The sequence below is a fragment of the Corynebacterium silvaticum genome, from assembly GCF_004382825.2.
Classification (GTDB): Bacteria; Actinomycetota; Actinomycetes; order Mycobacteriales; family Mycobacteriaceae; genus Corynebacterium; species Corynebacterium silvaticum.
The window spans coordinates 392,199-408,207 of sequence record NZ_SDQO02000002.1; the positions used below are offsets into that span (position 1 = coordinate 392,199).

General features: G+C 56.8%; 17 protein-coding genes and 1 tRNA gene. 10 read left to right on the top strand and 8 right to left on the bottom strand.

Annotation, left to right across the window (positions count from 1 at the left end; all coding sequences use genetic code 11):
* Window positions 1-128: 128 nt before the first annotated feature.
* Window positions 129-1,562: a hypothetical protein gene (locus ET810_RS06010; protein ID WP_087453260.1), complete on the top strand. Its 1,434-nt coding sequence runs from the start codon at window positions 129-131 to the stop codon at window positions 1,560-1,562.
* Here the strand turns inward: ET810_RS06010 and ET810_RS06015 are convergent.
* From ET810_RS06015 to ET810_RS06025, 3 genes are all read right to left on the bottom strand, one after another.
* Window positions 1,559-2,968, bottom strand: a complete 1,410-nt coding sequence (locus ET810_RS06015) for a DUF4185 domain-containing protein (protein WP_087453261.1) — start codon at window positions 2,966-2,968, stop codon at window positions 1,559-1,561. The genes ET810_RS06010 and ET810_RS06015 overlap by 4 nt on opposite strands.
* Before the next feature lie 333 nt (window positions 2,969-3,301).
* Window positions 3,302-3,378 (bottom strand) — tRNA-Pro (locus ET810_RS06020).
* A 107-nt stretch (window positions 3,379-3,485) separates the two neighbouring features.
* Window positions 3,486-4,427, bottom strand: a complete 942-nt coding sequence (locus tag ET810_RS06025; protein ID WP_087453262.1) for a metallophosphoesterase — start codon at window positions 4,425-4,427, stop codon at window positions 3,486-3,488.
* On the opposite strand from ET810_RS06025, the gene ET810_RS06030 reads away from it, so the two are divergent.
* Window positions 4,426-4,887 carry a GatB/YqeY domain-containing protein gene (locus ET810_RS06030; protein ID WP_087453263.1) on the top strand — a complete coding sequence of 154 codons (462 nt, stop codon included), beginning with the start codon at window positions 4,426-4,428 and terminating at the stop codon, window positions 4,885-4,887. The two genes, ET810_RS06025 and ET810_RS06030, sit on opposite strands and share 2 nt — an antisense overlap.
* 20 nt (window positions 4,888-4,907) lie before the next feature.
* On the opposite strand, the gene ET810_RS06035 is transcribed toward ET810_RS06030, so the two are convergent.
* Window positions 4,908-7,280: a transglycosylase domain-containing protein gene (locus ET810_RS06035; RefSeq protein ID WP_134316140.1), complete on the bottom strand. Its 2,373-nt coding sequence runs from the start codon at window positions 7,278-7,280 to the stop codon at window positions 4,908-4,910.
* Window positions 7,281-7,474: 194 nt separating this feature from the next.
* Between ET810_RS06035 and ET810_RS06040 the strand changes: the two genes are divergently transcribed.
* The 4 genes from ET810_RS06040 (at window position 7,475) to ET810_RS06055 (ending at window position 9,525) form a co-directional block, all read left to right on the top strand.
* Window positions 7,475-7,822, top strand: coding sequence for a WhiB family transcriptional regulator (locus tag ET810_RS06040; RefSeq protein WP_087453265.1), 348 nt, complete (start codon window positions 7,475-7,477; stop codon window positions 7,820-7,822).
* Between the two features lie 174 nt (window positions 7,823-7,996).
* Window positions 7,997-8,152 (top strand): Sp36 family protein, encoded by a 156-nt coding sequence (locus ET810_RS06045; protein ID WP_013910653.1) that lies wholly within the window; start codon window positions 7,997-7,999, stop codon window positions 8,150-8,152.
* Window positions 8,152-8,610 carry a RidA family protein gene (locus ET810_RS06050; protein WP_166741028.1) on the top strand — a complete coding sequence of 153 codons (459 nt, stop codon included), beginning with the start codon at window positions 8,152-8,154 and terminating at the stop codon, window positions 8,608-8,610. The genes ET810_RS06045 and ET810_RS06050 overlap by 1 nt, the downstream gene beginning before the upstream one ends.
* A gap of 72 nt (window positions 8,611-8,682) precedes the next feature.
* On the top strand, window positions 8,683-9,525 hold the full coding sequence (locus ET810_RS06055; RefSeq protein WP_087453267.1) for an MBL fold metallo-hydrolase: 843 nt from the start codon (window positions 8,683-8,685) through the stop codon (window positions 9,523-9,525).
* 110 nt (window positions 9,526-9,635) lie between these two features.
* Here ET810_RS06055 and glxR read toward each other — a convergent pair whose 3' ends face one another.
* Window positions 9,636-10,319 carry a CRP-like cAMP-activated global transcriptional regulator GlxR gene (gene glxR / locus ET810_RS06060; RefSeq protein ID WP_087453268.1) on the bottom strand — a complete coding sequence of 228 codons (684 nt, stop codon included), beginning with the start codon at window positions 10,317-10,319 and terminating at the stop codon, window positions 9,636-9,638.
* A 174-nt stretch (window positions 10,320-10,493) separates the two neighbouring features.
* The gene (locus ET810_RS06065) at window positions 10,494-10,835 is read right to left on the bottom strand and encodes a hypothetical protein (protein WP_134316141.1); all 342 of its coding nucleotides are present in this window, start codon (window positions 10,833-10,835) and stop codon (window positions 10,494-10,496) included.
* 80 nt (window positions 10,836-10,915) lie between these two features.
* On the opposite strand from ET810_RS06065, the gene nth reads away from it, so the two are divergent.
* From nth to ET810_RS06085, 4 genes are all read left to right on the top strand, one after another.
* The gene (nth, locus tag ET810_RS06070) at window positions 10,916-11,722 is read left to right on the top strand and encodes an endonuclease III (protein WP_087453270.1); all 807 of its coding nucleotides are present in this window, start codon (window positions 10,916-10,918) and stop codon (window positions 11,720-11,722) included.
* 2 nt (window positions 11,723-11,724) lie between these two features.
* Window positions 11,725-12,327: a TlpA family protein disulfide reductase gene (locus ET810_RS06075; protein ID WP_087453271.1), complete on the top strand. Its 603-nt coding sequence runs from the start codon at window positions 11,725-11,727 to the stop codon at window positions 12,325-12,327.
* On the top strand, window positions 12,327-13,106 hold the full coding sequence (locus ET810_RS06080) for an NUDIX hydrolase (RefSeq protein ID WP_087453272.1): 780 nt from the start codon (window positions 12,327-12,329) through the stop codon (window positions 13,104-13,106). The genes ET810_RS06075 and ET810_RS06080 overlap by 1 nt, the downstream gene beginning before the upstream one ends.
* A gap of 81 nt (window positions 13,107-13,187) precedes the next feature.
* The gene (locus ET810_RS06085) at window positions 13,188-14,384 is read left to right on the top strand and encodes a MarP family serine protease (protein WP_134316142.1); all 1,197 of its coding nucleotides are present in this window, start codon (window positions 13,188-13,190) and stop codon (window positions 14,382-14,384) included.
* On the opposite strand, the gene ET810_RS06090 is transcribed toward ET810_RS06085, so the two are convergent.
* Window positions 14,381-15,295: an alpha/beta fold hydrolase gene (locus ET810_RS06090; RefSeq protein ID WP_134316143.1), complete on the bottom strand. Its 915-nt coding sequence runs from the start codon at window positions 15,293-15,295 to the stop codon at window positions 14,381-14,383. The genes ET810_RS06085 and ET810_RS06090 overlap by 4 nt on opposite strands.
* Before the next feature lie 100 nt (window positions 15,296-15,395).
* Complete coding sequence (locus ET810_RS06095) at window positions 15,396-15,896, bottom strand: phage holin family protein (RefSeq protein ID WP_087453275.1); 501 nt, start codon at window positions 15,894-15,896, stop codon at window positions 15,396-15,398.
* Window positions 15,897-16,009: the final 113 nt, after the last annotated feature.

Below are 16,009 nucleotides of genomic sequence, written 5' to 3' on the forward strand. Positions count from 1 at the left end.
CGTTACCAGTGTTTGTTGTGTTTACTATGGTCAGGTGGGGCTTACGGTGTAGAAGTTTTGCATGCGTATTGGGGTGTTTCGGTGGGTCGTTAACCGAAAAATCAGCTGGCTAAGTACATTTTTATAGTATGAGTCGATTTGCCGTTCGCCACCTCAGCGCAGCTATTCTTCTGGCCGCTCCACTGATCGCCGGCACTGTGTACGCAGTGAGCACTGATTATGATCTTGCCAGTTCCTGGTCCACGGGGGAAGAATCAGCCGGGGCCCCTGCCGTGCATGACGATGCAGCGCTTGTCGACGCTCGCCGCGCCGCTGGCGAAGCAGGCGCCCAAGCAGGATTACTCAAAGGCGGCACCAAACAGCTTGCCGACGGCGCCGCAAAGCTTGCCGACGGCTCCAAGCAACTCGGCGCAGGAACAACCGCAGCCCGCGACGGCGCCGCAAAGCTTGCCGACGGCATGAACCAACTTCAGGCGGCTACCGGCCAGCTGGGAAATGGTGCGACGGAGATCGCCAACGGTGTGGACCAGGCAGTGGGGCAGCTCTTTGCACTGGAAGCCGTTCGTGGACAAATTCTCGGCGCGATTGACCGAACCATCGGAGACATAGCCAAGAGCAAAGACCCCAAGGCCGCGGAGTTCAAGCCACAATTGGAAGACTTCCGCAGCCAGGTAGACACCTTCCAGGTGGACAAAAACATCACCGACCAGCTGACCAAACTCCGCGATGGCTCCCGCGAGCTCGCCAACCAGCTGCACGTTCCGGGCTATGGCTTCCACGACGGCATCTACTCAGCCACCAAAGGATCCAAAGAGCTTTCCGCAGGGCTTAACGAGCTCGCAGCCGGTGTAGACGAGGCCCTCAAAGGCGTAGAGCAGCTGGATCAGGGCGCTCAAAAAGTCGACGGGATGGCCAAAACAAACCAAGATCGTGTGGGCTCAGTATCCCGAGCGCTGCCTGTCATCCAGGCTGGAACCCCCGAAGCTGAAGAAGCTGGGATAACCAAAACTCTTGCCCCAATGTATGCATTCCTCATCGCCGCAGGAGTCATGCTTGCCGCCGGCACCTATGGACGTGGCCGAGCATGGGTAGTGAGCCTTGTTGGAGGTATAGCGCTTGCAGCTCTAGGAGGCTCACTCGTGGCGATCCTGGGTGCCGAGCTCGGCGCGGCGGAGGCGACCGCAGCCGCTGGCATATGTGCCTTGCTTGTCTTAGCGTCTGGGCTGGGCACAGCTGTCCTGATCCGTGCGTTTGGTGCTACATGGGGCTACCTTGCTGCGCTCGTGGGGATTATCGCACAGGTAGGCATCGTGGGATGGGTATGGAATTCTGCGGCGACAGCGCAGATCAGTACAACAACTCAGGCACTGGTGAACCTTATGCCGTTGAACTACCCCACGCTGGCGCTAAGTTCGCTCGGCAACGGGACAAACTCCCCAGCCCTCTGGGTTGCCGTCCTGGTCACCGCTGGTTTAGCAGCCGCCGGGGCAGTATCGCTGAAGCTGCTGGGCAGGCGCGAGACCTCAGGTTCTCATGCGGCACCCGAGGACGTCACCTACTAGTTTTTCTCTGAATCATGTGCGCCGGTAAGGGGTAACACCTCTACCGGCGCGACGCTTTCTAGGATCTCATGCTCTGGTGTCGCGGCCTTGCCCGGATCCACTGGCGTTACCTCAGAGACCTCGATGACGCTTTGATCTGCCGTGCCTTCGGGGGAAGCGGTGACTGCCCGCGGCGTCGGTTGGGCGTCGGCAAGCTTAGGCGTGACGTTGAAGAACTTATCCAAGCCCTTGACGTTAAACTGCGTGGAGTTATAACGGCTGTTATTGGAGGTATTCCACTGTGACACCACGATATTCATGTCGGCGAGAGTGGAAAAAGGCGTGATATAGCCGCCGTAGAGCTGGGTGAAGTTGTTCTCACTTTGCTTGGCGCCCCAGCCGCCGGTGCCAGCGACCACCACGTGAGCCGGCTTAATATCATCCCAGCTCTGGTCGATTTTTTCGGAGATCCGCACCTCGATGGCCCAGGTCTCTTCATTGAACATGCTGAGTACCCAGTGCCCCTCGATTCGGCGCAGGGACATCTCGCCGGCTTTCACCGAGTTGCTGAGTATCGGTGTGAGGGGCGCGCCCTCGGTATGCGTGGACCAGGTGCTTGTTGTGGGGTCATAGTGCTCCCACTGCTGCTCATCGCTGATCTGGTCGGGGCGGAAGCGGGTGAGATAGACGCTGTGCGCGCGGCCAAACTTGGAGGAGACCATGTACACGTATCCGTCGTCGCCGTTTTCCCAGGAGAGAAGGCTGCCGAACTCATTCATGTAACTAGCGGGTATCTCGTTGACGCTAGACCAGGTCTTTCCCAAATCGGTGGACTTCCAGATCTGAGTACTTATGACGTTGCCCAAACCTTTATGCCACATGGCCTGCATATAGATTGTTCCGTCGATATTAATGACGTCCGAGGGGAGGAGCGTGAGGCGGTCTTTGTGCTCGTACTCGATAAGCTGCTCGGCCTTGTCGCCCTCGTTGAGTGGGCGAAGGATCTGTATTTTTCCGTCCTCTCCCAGCTTGGCCACCACGCCGATCGGGCTTTTCCACTCGCCTTGCAGGCGCTCGCCAGTGAAAGAATCCCCGAAGATGATGGCAAATTCTTTGCCGTCCTTGGCTAGTCGGACCATTTCCCCTAGGTCGCCGGAAAGGATGCCGAACTTATCGGATTTACCGCGCCCAAAGAGATCGTCGAGCATGGTGACCGTGAGTCCTTCGGAGATCCGGTTTGGGCGCTGCGGGGCGGGCTTAGCGTCTGGGACCGAGGAGCCAGAAGAACCGGAGGAGCCGGAGAATAAAGCGGAAGGCAGTCTCGTGATTTTCCCAAAATCGATGGCGTGTCCGGTACTTACGCTGGTGAACGAGCTAACAGTGATGAGGGCAGCAACCGTCAACGCTTTTCGACAGGTCATACTCATTACATGCCTTTCTATATGCTTCACGTGAAATAAATGAGCATACCAGTAATAAAGGCTGATATTTTTGTGTCACGGTGGTTTGTTGTTTTTGAGAACGCTAGCGGCGGTGTGGTGGGTAAAAGCCCAGGTGGGTTTTTCTACCGTTCTCAAAAACGACAAAACCTTGGGGTGCTGAGCCGGGCAACCTGCATTTCCATAGACAAAGAGGCTTTTTGTGGCATGATTTGGGGCTTTTGTCTATGGAAATGCAGGGTCTGTCGGTGGTGGGGCGGTAGAGCAGTGCACAGAAAAACAGGCTAGCAATCCACAAGTGGATCACTAGCCTGCTCTCAGTGGTCGGGATAACAGGATTTGAACCTGCGACCTCTTCGTCCCGAACGAAGCGCGCTACCAAGCTGCGCCATATCCCGTCGATACTGGACATACTTTAGTTGATCAACGCGGGAAACAGCAAAATTGCAGATGGTGCGCGAAATGCTTTTGCACCGAGTGCACCGCAGGGGGCTCGCAGCTAGCCTTAACGCTTTTCCGTGACGCGGATCAGCGTGGCAGAAGGACGGCAGAAAACCCGGATGGGAGCGAATTTAGAAGTGCCCAGACCATTGGAAACGTGCATCCACATGTTCCCAAAAGTGTGCAGTCCCTGCACTCGCTGTGCATCGATCCCGCAGTTGGTCACAAGGGCGCGGGAACCAGGCAGACAGACTTGACCGCCGTGGGTGTGGCCGGAAAGCGACAACATATAGCCGTCGCGTTCAAAGCGCTCTAGTACGCGTGGCTCGGGGGCATGCAGCAGCGCAATGCTGAGGTCTGCGTCCGGGTTCGGAGGGCCGGCTATTTCTTCATAGTCGTCGAGGTCGTGGTGGGGGTCGTCGACACCTGCAACGGCGATGCGCACATGGTTGATTTGGAACTCGTGACGAGCCTGGTTTGTGTCGCGCCACCCGTGTTCTATGAAGGCGGCGCGCATTCCTTTCCACGGCAGTGCTATCTCACTGGGCTTGCGCTTTTTGCCAAAGAGATAGAGGAAGGGGTTGACCATGCTGGGGGCAAAATAATCGTTGGTGCCAAAAACAAAGAGTCCGGGGCGTCGGAGTAGCGGGCCGAGTGCACGCAGCACTCCGGGCACGCCTTTGGGGTCGCTGAGGTTATCTCCTGTGTTCACAACCAGATCCGGGGCTAGCTTGTCCAGCTGTGCTACCCATTCTTGCTTCTTAATCTGGTTGGGGATCATGTGGAGATCGCTGAGGTGCAGGATCCTAAATTCGTCTTCGTCTCTTAAGACTCCAGGTTCCAGGATGGGCAGTTCCACGATTTTGAGCTCAAAGTTAGAGCATTCGCGATGAGCCCATGCAAGGGTGGAAAGTCCGGTGAGTCCCAGCGCACCGGTTACCGTGAGAAGAGTCTTTTTCAATGAAGCCACTCGTACAGCGTACCTGCGACTAGGCTTAACAACCATGAGTGAACTCAAGATGAAGATCCGTGCAGATTTGACCACCGCTATGAAAGCCCGGGAAAAGGAGCGTACGGGCACGTTGCGTATGCTTTTAGCCGCGATCCAGACAGAGGAGACGAGCGGAACAAAGCATGAGGTGACTGATGAGGATGTGCTCAAGGTCATTGCTCGTGAGATTAAAAAGCGCCGCGAATCCGCAGATGTGTATGCCGGAGCGGGTCGACAAGAGCTAGCCGACGCAGAAACACGGGAGGCAGACATTCTTGCGGAGTATCAGCCCGCCCAGCTAGACGACGCCCAACTCGCCGCACTCGTTGCCCAGGCAGTTGAAGAAATCGCCGCGGAGCATGGCGACGTGACTATGAAGCATATGGGACAGGTGATGAAGATCGCTACGGCTAAAGCCGCGGGCCAGGCCGATGGCAAGCGCCTGTCCACGGCAGTTCGTGCGGCGCTAGCCTAAGTCCTTTCTCCAGGTGGTGACTACCTGCCAAGTAGCTGTTCCAGCAGGTTGGCTAGGTCGTTGCCTCCCGGATTGCGGTTGTTATCGGCGGGTCCTTCGTCTCGCGGTATCAGGGGGCTGGTGGTTCGGCGGGGGGCGGTGCCGTCGGAAAGCACAAGCTTGATGGTGGAGTCGGACTTGAGGGGGACAGGAACCTCGGTGCGGACTACATGGTCCTTGGGAAGGCCATTACCTGCGGTGTACTCGGTGACAACTTTGTATCCCTTGCCCGTAAGCTCGCGTTTTACGTCGTCGCCGTTGCGGCCGATGTAGGAGCTACCTAGGTCCTCCGAGGATCCGCGATTGTACTTTGTGTCGTAGGCCGGCAGGGTGCCGGTTGCGGCGCGGCCGGTTGCTGTCGCTGCGGAGAACCAGGTGCGGGCGGGCTCGTCGCCGCCAAAGAGCGTCCCCTTTCCACACTGGGAGACCGGCGAGGTGCACAGCGGGGCCACGGTTGTTCCGTCGTTGTAAATGTATGCTGCAGACGCAAAGTTAGAGTTAAAGCCAAGGAAAGCGGCCGATTGGTGCGACTCCGTAGTGCCTGTCTTGGCAGCGGCTGGGGCGCGGAATCCGGCGGCCTTTGCTGCGGCTGCGCCTGTTCCCTTGATCGTGTCCTGGCTTAGGCCGTTAGCCAGCGCGTTGGCGATTTCTTTGCTGATGGCCTGTTCGCACGCAGGTCGCTCTAGATACACCTCGTTGCCATGGTGATCGGTCACGGACTCGATAGGACTTGGCTCGCACCACATGCCGTCGGAGGCCAGGGAAGCCGCGACATTGGAGAGCTCAAGTGCATTGACGGCTGTGGGGCCTAGGGTATAGGAGCCCAGGTTGTGCTCTTTGAAGTAGTCCGCGATGGAGTTATTAGAGTCAAAGGAGCCTTTTTCGGAGTAGCTGCGTAAGCCCAGAGCCACGGAAATATCAACCACATCGCGCACGCCAACAGACTCGATGAGCTGGACAAACGGGGTGTTTGGCGAGTGCGCCAGCGCATCACGCAGAGACATCTGTGGGGCATAAGAACCAGAGTTTTCCACGCAGTAGGTTCCGGGTGCACAGCCCGCGGCGCCGCCGTCGCCAAGCCCCTTAGCCTCATAACGGCGAGGAACCTGCAAGACGGTATCCAGGCCATAACCCTGCTTGAGCGCAGCCGCGGCCGTGAAAATCTTGAACACGGAGCCGGCGCCGGCGCCCACTAGCGAGGACGTTTGCGGAAGAACCGTCTGGCCTGCGTTGAGATCTATGCCGTAATCGCGGGAGGAAGTCATCGCCAGAATCTTGCGTGAATTAGTGCCGGGTTCAATGATGTTCATAACATCGGCGACTCCGGGCGACTGCGAGCTGACTTGGCTGGTCACCGCGTTGTGGGCTGCCACCTGGGTTTGCGGGTCGAGCGTGGTTTTAATCGTGTAAGAACCTTTAGTGATCTGCTCGGTGCTCAACCCTTTTTTGTTGAGGTAATTAAGGACATGGTCGCAGAAGAACCCGCTATCGCCAGCGGCGATGCAACCGTTTGCCAGTCCCTGGGGTGCGTCTAGCACTCCGAGCGGCTCGGCTTTGGCTGCGTCGGCTTCTTCCTGGTTGATGTAGCCGTTCATCACCATGGAATCCAAAACAATGTTACGGCGCTCAAGAACCGCATCCGCATTGGTAAAAGGATTGAGGTAGGAAGATGACTGCACCATGCCGGCAAACATCGCAGACTGGGCCAAAGAGAGCTCAGAGGCAGACTTACCAAAGTGAGTCCGTGCTGCGGCCTCGATGCCAAAGGAGTTATTTCCAAAGGGCACCAGGTTGAGGTAGCGGGTCAGGATCTCATCTTTGGAAAGCATCTTGTCGATGGTCGAGGCCATCCGCATTTCACGCAATTTGCGCGGGATAGATGTCTCCGTGGCTGCTGCTTGCTCGTCGGCATTGTTTGAGGTGACAAGAAGCAGGTAGTTCTTCACGTATTGCTGATCCAGAGTGGAGGCACCTTGTTCGACGCCTCCGGCAAAAAGGTTGGCAGCGATTGCGCGCAGATTACCTTGCAGATCCACACCCTTATGCTCATAAAAGCGGCGGTCCTCAATGGAGACGATCGCATCTTTCACCGTCTGCGGGATTGCTTCAGACGGCACCGAGTACCTGCGCTGGGAATACAACCACGCGATGGGGGAACCCTGATTATCTAAGATGGTGGAGACACCGGGGGCAGACCCGTCGGTCAAATCTTGAAGATTGGACTGCATTGTTGCACTAGTACGTGCAGCTGCAACGCCCGTAATGGCAGCTATGGGGGAGAGTGCTAGGGCGCTGGCAGCCCCTGCTGCTACGGCAACGGCGACGATCCTGGTGAGTGAATTCCACTTTGACACCCCTTTACCCTAGCTAAGCAACCGTTGTAGGGGGAAGTAGGAAATATCCCCACAAAGTGTGATGCATTCGACTTATGTAACTTTCTGTGAATAGACTTACATGAGTTCACGTTGGGCGCTTGTAAAAAGGCGCAGAGGCTTGGCTTTTTTGAGTCTCTAGTTCGTTCCAAGATTTATGTCAGGAGGAGTTCATCATGACAACTTCGTTGATGAACGTACGTAAGATCAGCCCCCTAGAGGAAGATTCGCTGGGGTCACTTCGGGCATTGGAGCGTGGAGACTGGGTAATGCATGCCCACTGTCGCAATGAAGACCCGGATGCTCTCTTTGTCCGTGGTACGGCGCAGCGGCGTGCAGCAGCGATTTGTAGCGAGTGTCCTGTGATGATGCGCTGCCGCGCTGATGCTCTTGATAATCGCGTGGAATTTGGAGTGTGGGGAGGCCTCACGGAACGGCAACGACGTTCCATTCTTCGCAACAATCCTGACGTAGAAAGCTGGCGCGATTTCTTTGCTCGCGGAGGCGAACTCGCCGGAATATAACCGGAATATAGCGGGGCCCTAGTGGTACCGCTAGGGTGGAAGCCTGTGCGCGGCGCCCACGAATGCGGCGGGCGAGCGGGCGCGGGCGTGCGGGATTGCTGCATGGTGGGCGTCGTAACGCCCCGGTAGCCCTTAAGCCTTTCAAGCGGGTTTGCGGCAGGTACAGTTATAGGCATGACTAAATGGGAATATGCCACTGTACCTTTGCTCACTCACGCGACTAAGCAGATTCTGGACACCTGGGGCGAGGATGGCTGGGAGCTCGTCAGCGTTGTACCGGGGCCAAACCCCGAGAACGTTGTCGCGTACATGAAGCGCGAGGTCGAGTGATGACGGCAAGCGAAAACCTTAAAAACCTAGGCATAGAGCTGCCGGACGTCGCAGCACCCGTGGCCGTCTATATCCCGGCCACCAAGGTAGGAAACCAGGTGTGGACCTCTGGCCAGCTGCCTTTTATCGACGGCTCTTTGCCTGCAACAGGCAAAGTTGGGGCGGACGTATCCGCGGAGCAAGCCGAATCCTATGCTCGCGTGGCCGCGCTGAATGCTCTGGCCGCCATCGACGCGGTGGTGGGCATTGATAACGTGACCCGAGTTCTGAAAATCGTGGGCTTTGTTGCCTCTGCTCAGGATTTCGGCGGGCAGCCTGGCGTGGTCAACGGTGCTTCACAGCTCATGGGAGAGGTCTTTGGTGAGGCCGGGGCGCATGTGCGTAGCGCCGTAGGGGTGGCGGAACTCCCGTTGAATTCTCCGGTTGAGATTGAAGTTGTTGTTGAGGTTGCTGAGTAGGGAGTGTTGGCAGTCCTCTATGCAAACGGGCCCTGCAAAACTAACGGTGGGGTTCCGTTTAAGTAGTTTGGCATGGCAATAATCGCTAAGCTGATGGGCATGGAGCATCCTGCTTACAGTCAGCTACGGCCGGTTAGTCCGTCCGTTTCGGTGGTACTTTGTCCCAATCCGGGGTACGCCGCCCTCGAAGGAACGAATTCGTGGGTGGTGCGTGCGGAGGGGGACTCGCGCAGCATAGTTATTGACCCTGGTCCTGAGGACGAGGGGCACCTTAATGTGCTCAACAGTAAGGCCAATGAGGTTGGCCTGATACTGCTTACGCATAGGCATCACGATCATGCTGATGGGGCACCGCGCTTCTACCAACTCACGGAGGGTACTCCTATCAGGGCGCAGGACCCGGCTTATTGCAAAGGCGGAACACCGCTTGTCGACGGCGAGGTGATCACCGTGGACGGCGTTACTCCCCAAGTAGAGGTTGTTTTTACGCCGGGACACACCGCTGACTCCGTGTGTTTCTTTGTGTGGAGCGGGGAGCCGCACGCATCGGAGTTGGAGGGGATCATCACTGGCGATACCATCGCGGGGCGCCATACCACGATGATTTCCGAGACTGATGGCGATTTGGGGGATTACCTCAATACTCTCGCGCTCCTGGAGGAGCGGGGCAAAGACGTGTGTCTTATGCCGGGTCACGGGCCGGAAGGGCATGACGTTGCAAGCTTTGCGCATTGGTATACCCAGCGTCGTCGTCAGCGCTTAGATCAAATCCGTGCAGCGCGTGCTGAGCTCGGCGAGGATGTGTCTATCAAGCAGCTTATCGACGCCGTCTACGATGACGTGGACCCAGTTCTGCGGGGTGCTGCGGAACAGTCGACCCGCGTGGCACTGCGCTATCTGGCGGAGCAAGAATAGTCGCATCCATAAAAGGCCTGTTGGCCCGGCTCCCGCATGGGAAAGCCCGGGCCAACAGGCCTTTGTAGGGAGTGGAAAACCAACTCCCTATATGTAAGCGCTGGACAACGTTAGCGTGCGCGCTTTGCCAGGTGCTCGGTGTCCACGATCAGAACCGACTTGCCTTCGAGGCGGATCCAACCGCGGTGGGCGAACGTGGCTAGGGCCTTGTTCACGGTCTCACGGCTTGCGCCTACGAGCTGAGCGATTTCTTCCTGTGTGAGGTCGTGATTCACGCGGAGAGCGCCGCCTTCTTGGGTGCCAAAGCGGTTGGCCAGCTGCAGCAGCGTCTTGGCAACGCGGCCGGGAACGTCGGTGAAAATCAGGTCTGCGAGGGAAGCGTTGGTGCGGCGCAGGCGACGAGCCAGGACGCGAAGCAGCTGCTCGGAGATCTCTGGGTGATCACTGATCCACTGGCGCAGCATCTCCGAATTCATGGTTGCGGCATGAACCTCGGTGACGCAGACAGCGGAAGACGTACGTGGGCCTGGGTCGAAGATGGACAGCTCGCCGAACATGTCGGAGGGGCCCATGACTGTTAAGAGGTTTTCGCGACCGTCGAGTGAGTGGCGGGCCAGCTTCACTTTTCCGGAAGTGATGATGTACAAACGGTCGCCAGGCTCACCCTCTTCAAAGATTGTTGCCCCACGCGGGAATCGGACGCTTTCAAGCTCCTGAATCAGATTGCTGACCGCAACTGGATCTACACCTTGAAAAATTCCGGCGCGGGAGAGAATATCCTGCACACCATCCACGTCAATACTCCTCTAGTAGGCCGCGCTAGGAATGTCTCCGAGTCTGAGCTATAGCTAGTGCGGCGTTATAACCGGATCCTGGTGCGATTGTGGAGATCACGTTCGCATTGCCTTGATCGGTTTAGTTAATGTTTCCTAGATCACCATACTATGTACTGGGTCACTTTTGCACCCTCAAAATGGATTGGTCACAAAGTGAGGGGTTTGGGTACTGAATGGGGGTGAAATTTTTGAATTATCGCGAGTAATCCGCTTCATCGTGGGGTTCGGGGTCCGCTGCGGGGGTACCAAAAAGGTGGGATTATTTTCCGTCCTTAGATAAAAATTCTTAGCATCGCCGGCAGGGTCTGGTGTCTCTGCGTCTGCGCTGGTGAGTGGGAGGTCAGTGATCTCGGCTGCGGCGTTGTTTTCCTCAGGAATTCCGTGTGGGTGGAGTACCTTGATCTCTAGACGATCCATCCATAAGAGAAACAGTGCCAGAGCAAAGGGGACGAAAAATACCAACAGGAAGCTCATGCTGCCACTTTAGCCTTGCATCAAGCGGCATGCAGCGCAGTTTCGGGTCAATGTCACAGGCCTGGAATAAGGTGGGTGCCATGTCGAGTCAGTATCCGTTAGAGTTGCCAACCTCTCCGCCAGTTACCCGGGTCAAAGTGGGGGCGCATAAGGCTGCGCGTGGGCAGGAGACTCCCCTGGGGAAGAAGCGCCGAGCGCGCAGGATTAACAGGCTTCTGAGCGTGGGATACCCAGAGGCCCATTGTGAGCTGGATTTTAAAAATCCATTAGAACTCACCGTGGCCACAGTACTGAGCGCGCAATGCACTGACGTGCGCGTTAACCAGGTGACTCCTCGGCTTTTCTCCAAGTATCCAACAGCATGGGACTACGCCAACGCGAATGAGCTTGAGCTGCAAGAAATCATCCGACCTACCGGATTTTATAAGGCAAAGGCCGCGCATCTTATCGGGTTGGGGCAGAAGCTGGTGGCTGACTTCGGCGGTGAAATCCCGCAGAGTATCGAGGATCTGGTGAGCCTGCCGGGCGTGGGGAGAAAAACTGCCAATGTGGTTCGCGGAAACGCTTTTGGCATTCCGGGGCTCACCGTGGATACGCATTTTGGTCGGCTAGTGCGTCGCATGGGCCTAAGCTCGCACACTGACCCTCTGAAAGTGGAGTCTGAACTCGCAGAACTCATAGAGAAGAAAGAATGGACGATGTTTTCCCATCGCATCATCTTTCATGGTCGCCGTGTGTGCCATTCACGTAAAGCTGCCTGTGGAGCTTGTTTTCTGGCTGCGGAGTGCCCAAGTTTTGGGGTTGAGGGGCCGGTGGATCCCGAGCTGGCATCTGCTTTAGTGGTAGGGGATAATCGTGAGGCGTTAGTGGAGTTGGCAGGAGCTTAAGTATGAAAAAGACAATCGCTGCTTCTTTTGGCGTTTTTGTCGTGATGCTTGTGCTTCTCATTGCGGTCGTTCCGCATCTCCTGCGTGGCGGCTCGGGCGACCAGAAAGAAAGTGCCGGGGCTGAGGGGGCTGACATCGTGGCCCAGAACGTTCAGAACCGTCCGGAATGTCCCGTTGCGGACGTGGGTGGGGTCTCGCTTCCGTGCTTGGGTGCTCAGCACCGCGCCCATCCTAAGCCTGCTGTTACGGTGGTATCGCTGTGGGCTTGGTGGTGTGAGCCGTGTCGCAAGGAATTACCGCTTTTCGACGAGCTCGCGGCCAAACACCCAGAGTTTTCCGTGGTAGGAGTCCATGCAGACACTCATGCCGCTAACGGCGCTGCGTTGCTCAACGACCTCGGTATTCAGATGCCATCGTTGCAAGACAATAACAATAGTTTCGCAGCCTCACTCGGTTTGCCTAAGGTAGTGCCCATCACCCTTGTTTTTGATCAGAACGGAAAGCTCATCTCGACGATCCCGAAGCCCTTTGAACACTATGAAGATCTTGAGTCTGCAGTGCTAAAAAATCTCCCCGCAACTGTTACTCCTACGGAGGCCTCCTGATGGACAGCAACGAGGGGCGACTTGGCGATTTCCCGCAACCAGATATGCCAGGAGAAAACATCACGCTGCGCCCAGAACGCGCTCCCGTATGGATGAGGCGCCTGGTCGGGGATGTGACTGGTGGTGCTATCAACGGAAGGATCCGGCGGGCACTACGCCCGGAGTCCTCTCCCGATTCCACTAAGCGCGCTGCGGTGCTGGTTCTTCTTGCTGGAGCGGAAACCTCAGCCGAGATGCCTAACGACGCCTCTGTGCTTCTCACGCACCGGTCGCCAAGCATGAGAGCGCACTCCGGGCAGGTAGCTTTCCCTGGTGGTCGTCTTGATAAGACTGACGCGAACGCGGTGGACTGTGCGCTTAGGGAAGCGTGGGAAGAAACCGGGCTGGATCGTCGGACGGTGACGCCCCTGGCGCAGCTTCCGGAGGTGCATATTCGTGCCACAGGCTACCCGGTGCTTCCTGTGTTGGCTCATTGTCACAGCGTCGGGCCCATCGGCGTGGTCAGCCCACAAGAAGCCGACTCGGTGGCTAATATCCCCGTGTTGTCTCTCACGGATCCCGCTAACCGGTTTATGGTGCAGCACCAGGACTGGTCTGGGCCGGCATTCCGGGTGAACGATTATGTGATCTGGGGTTTCACCGGGGGATTGCTGGATGCTCTTATCGCTCATGCGGGATGGGAGCATCCGTGGGATAAAACCACCCACTACGATTTGCACAAGACACTGTCTGAATCGCGAAATAATGAGCGGCTTGGCCAGTTGTACCCGCGTAGGTAGACCACCGCCTGCGGCCAGGTTCTCAGATATCGCGCCTAGTGCGCTTTAGTACACACGCTCATAGGAAGGTATCCCACAGACGTGACTCCAGGAACAGTCGTGGACATAATCATCGGTCTGGCGTTCATCTTGGCTATCTTTTCCGGATGGCGACAAGGCGCGTTCGCCTCGGTGCTCTCGACCTTGGGTGTGATAGCTGGCCTGATCTGCGGGGCTGCCCTTGCCCCGGTGGTGATGGAACAGACAGAATCCACGGCATTGCGCTTCCTGCTTGCTTTGGGCACGGTGATTCTTCTCGTCGGAATAGGCAATCTCGTCGGCGGGCTTATCGGCTCGTCGTTGCGAGATCGGGCCCAGTGGCGCAAAACTTTGGCGATAGACTCGATGGTGGGGGCGTTATTTCAGGCGCTTGCCACATTGATCGTTGCGTGGCTGGTTGCCATTCCACTGGCCACGAGCCTGAGTGGTTCGGTATCGCAAGGTATTAAGAACTCCACGATTTTGGGATTCGTTGATCGCAACATTCCAGCTGCCTTGTCGACGTTGCCCTCTAGGATCTCCGCGATGCTCAATGAGTCCGGGCTACCGCCTTTGATTTCTCCCTTTGTGGAAGGAACGCAATCAAAGCAGGTAGAAGCACCCGCAATTAAAGTTGCGGATACAGCTCTTGTGGAGCGCCTACGTCCTTCGGTTATCCATGTGCTGGGCGAATCTGAAAAATGTAGTCGACGACTCATGGGGTCTGGCTTTGTCATAGACGAATCCCACGTGATCACTAATGCGCACGTGGTGGCAGGTACCGATAAGGTTAGCTTGGATACCGTCGAGGGCGTCTTTGCCGCTGAAGTCGTGTACTACAACGCACAACTGGACGTAGCAGTGCTGAAGTCCGACAAGATCAGTCTCCCTGCGCTTGCATGGGCTCAAGAACCGGCTGAATCTGGCGCGGATGCCATTGTCATGGGATTCCCGGAATCAGGCCCCTTTGAGGCAGCCCCTGCGCGTGTGAGCGATCGCATTAAAATCTCTGGCGCAGACATCTATTCCAACGGCAGGGTTGAACGTGAGGCCTATACCGTGCGCGGCAGCATCCGAAAAGGAAATTCCGGCGGGCCCATGGTGGATACTGAAGGAAACGTGCTGGGGGTGGTCTTTGGGGCATCTGTAGACAGCAGCGACATCGGCTATGTGCTTACCTCCCAAGAAGTACAAAACATCGTGGGCGATATCGCAGCGCTGGAGAGCCCTGTGGATACTCAGAAATGTGTGGCCAGCTAGATAGTCCGGATAAAACGCAGCACCTCGGAAATAAAACCCTCAGGGTTTTCCAGGTGCGGGCGTTGGCCTATGCCACCGACTGTGGAGGTGCTGAGCCCCGCTGCCGACCGTGAGTGCGCGCGGCGGGCGAGCCATGCGGACGTGGCGGAGGCGTCGACAAGCATGTGCACAGGCACCTGGACCTTAGACAGCGTCCACTTCACGGGAGGAACATTAACGCTATAGCGAGAGGTTTTTGTTACCGGGAGGAACGTGGAATCGATCGACATCGCTCTACGACGCAAACGAAGCTCCTGCTCAAAACGCTCGCTGACGTGAAAGCTAAGGCCTGTGGTGAGTCGCAGATCGCGTTCAATGAGACGGTCGCGCCGGGACCAGCACCAGGAGCGTAGCAGATGGGGGAGCCGGAACATCATGGTCATCGGAAGAATGTGAGAAAAAAGCCAGGGGCGAAGCCCAATCGCTCGGCGCATGTCGGCGGGGTGAAGCGCCCCAACGGCTAGCAAAGAATCCACGTGATCGGGATAATTAGCGGCCAGCAACCACGCGATAGAAGCCCCGGAGCCCACCCCGATGACGTGGGCAGAATTATGCCCGAGCGTCCGGATAGAACCTGCGATGTCGCCCGCGGCAAAGCGGTGTTCGTAGCCGCTTGGGGGTTTGTCCGAGAGCCCGTAGCCGCGCATGTCCAGCGCTGCGACGTGAAAACCAGCTTCTGCTAAAGGCCCGATGACGTGGCGGAAATCAAACCAGCCTCCAAAAGAGTCGTGCAGAAGCACAATAGCGGGATTCTGCGGGTCGCCCGCTGTCGCAGCGTGCAGGCGCAGCCCACGCGTATGCAGCATCTGGTGGTGGAATGGGCCCTCCAATGCAACTACAGAGGGGGACAGCGGCTGCCGGTGTTTCTTCAATCTCTTAAGCTTTCTTGTGGACGCTAGTAGGCTAGTAGGACGCAAAACGCCCCCGCACAACGACGTGTGAGGGGCGCACTAGTGTTTCCGCTATTAAGCGTTAGCTGTACATTCCGTGCTGCTTAGCCTCCAAGCTGGCCTGTGCCTTTCCCGGAACGAGATTCTTAAGCTCTGTGACGGACTGAATAGTCTGCTTGGGCTTGCCGATCTTCTTGACTTTCTTAAAGCCCACAAAGGCAAGAAGGGCCGCGAGGACGATCATGATGAGGAAGACGATGAGGAATGCAGCCCAACGATCCAGCCAGACACTGAGCAGCTCTGCAAGGAAGAAGAAAAAGAAGAAGGAGCTGTAGAGGGCGATAGTGCCAGCGACACTAAACAGGCCGCCGCCGATCACGCCTTTTTTAGCTTCTGCAGCAAGCTCGGTCTTAGCAAGCTCGACCTCTGCGCGGAACAATGAGGACATCTGCGCGGTAGCGTCACTTACGAGGGAACCGATGGAGCCTTTGTTGGTGGCATCGACATCAGTCAGGGGGATTCCATTAACCTTTGCGTCGAATTGATCCGCGCCATCAGTGAAAAAGCCGTTGTCCTTGCTCACAGGTTGATCCCTTCAGATCGAATTCATTTAAAACAGTTATCTTCAATCGTGCCACGAAACGCGCGTGAAGGTGAATTTACTGGATAGATTGTTGTGTATTTGTAGTATTAAAA

What these genes read in the sequence shown, in the direction of transcription:
- ET810_RS06010 (WP_087453260.1), top strand. Translation starts at nt 129, where the DNA reads ATGAGTCGATTTGCCGTTCGCCACCTCAGCGCAGCTATTCTTCTGGCC.
- ET810_RS06015 (WP_087453261.1), bottom strand. Translation starts at nt 2,968, where the DNA reads ATGAGTATGACCTGTCGAAAAGCGTTGACGGTTGCTGCCCTCATCACT.
- ET810_RS06030 (WP_087453263.1), top strand. Translation starts at nt 4,426, where the DNA reads ATGAGTGAACTCAAGATGAAGATCCGTGCAGATTTGACCACCGCTATG.
- ET810_RS06025 (WP_087453262.1), bottom strand. Translation starts at nt 4,427, where the DNA reads ATGGTTGTTAAGCCTAGTCGCAGGTACGCTGTACGAGTGGCTTCATTG.
- ET810_RS06040 (WP_087453265.1), top strand. Translation starts at nt 7,475, where the DNA reads ATGACAACTTCGTTGATGAACGTACGTAAGATCAGCCCCCTAGAGGAA.
- ET810_RS06045 (WP_013910653.1), top strand. Translation starts at nt 7,997, where the DNA reads ATGACTAAATGGGAATATGCCACTGTACCTTTGCTCACTCACGCGACT.
- ET810_RS06050 (WP_166741028.1), top strand. Translation starts at nt 8,152, where the DNA reads ATGACGGCAAGCGAAAACCTTAAAAACCTAGGCATAGAGCTGCCGGAC.
- ET810_RS06055 (WP_087453267.1), top strand. Translation starts at nt 8,683, where the DNA reads ATGGCAATAATCGCTAAGCTGATGGGCATGGAGCATCCTGCTTACAGT.
- ET810_RS06065 (WP_134316141.1), bottom strand. Translation starts at nt 10,835, where the DNA reads ATGAGCTTCCTGTTGGTATTTTTCGTCCCCTTTGCTCTGGCACTGTTT.
- nth (WP_087453270.1), top strand. Translation starts at nt 10,916, where the DNA reads ATGTCGAGTCAGTATCCGTTAGAGTTGCCAACCTCTCCGCCAGTTACC.
- ET810_RS06075 (WP_087453271.1), top strand. Translation starts at nt 11,725, where the DNA reads ATGAAAAAGACAATCGCTGCTTCTTTTGGCGTTTTTGTCGTGATGCTT.
- ET810_RS06080 (WP_087453272.1), top strand. Translation starts at nt 12,327, where the DNA reads ATGGACAGCAACGAGGGGCGACTTGGCGATTTCCCGCAACCAGATATG.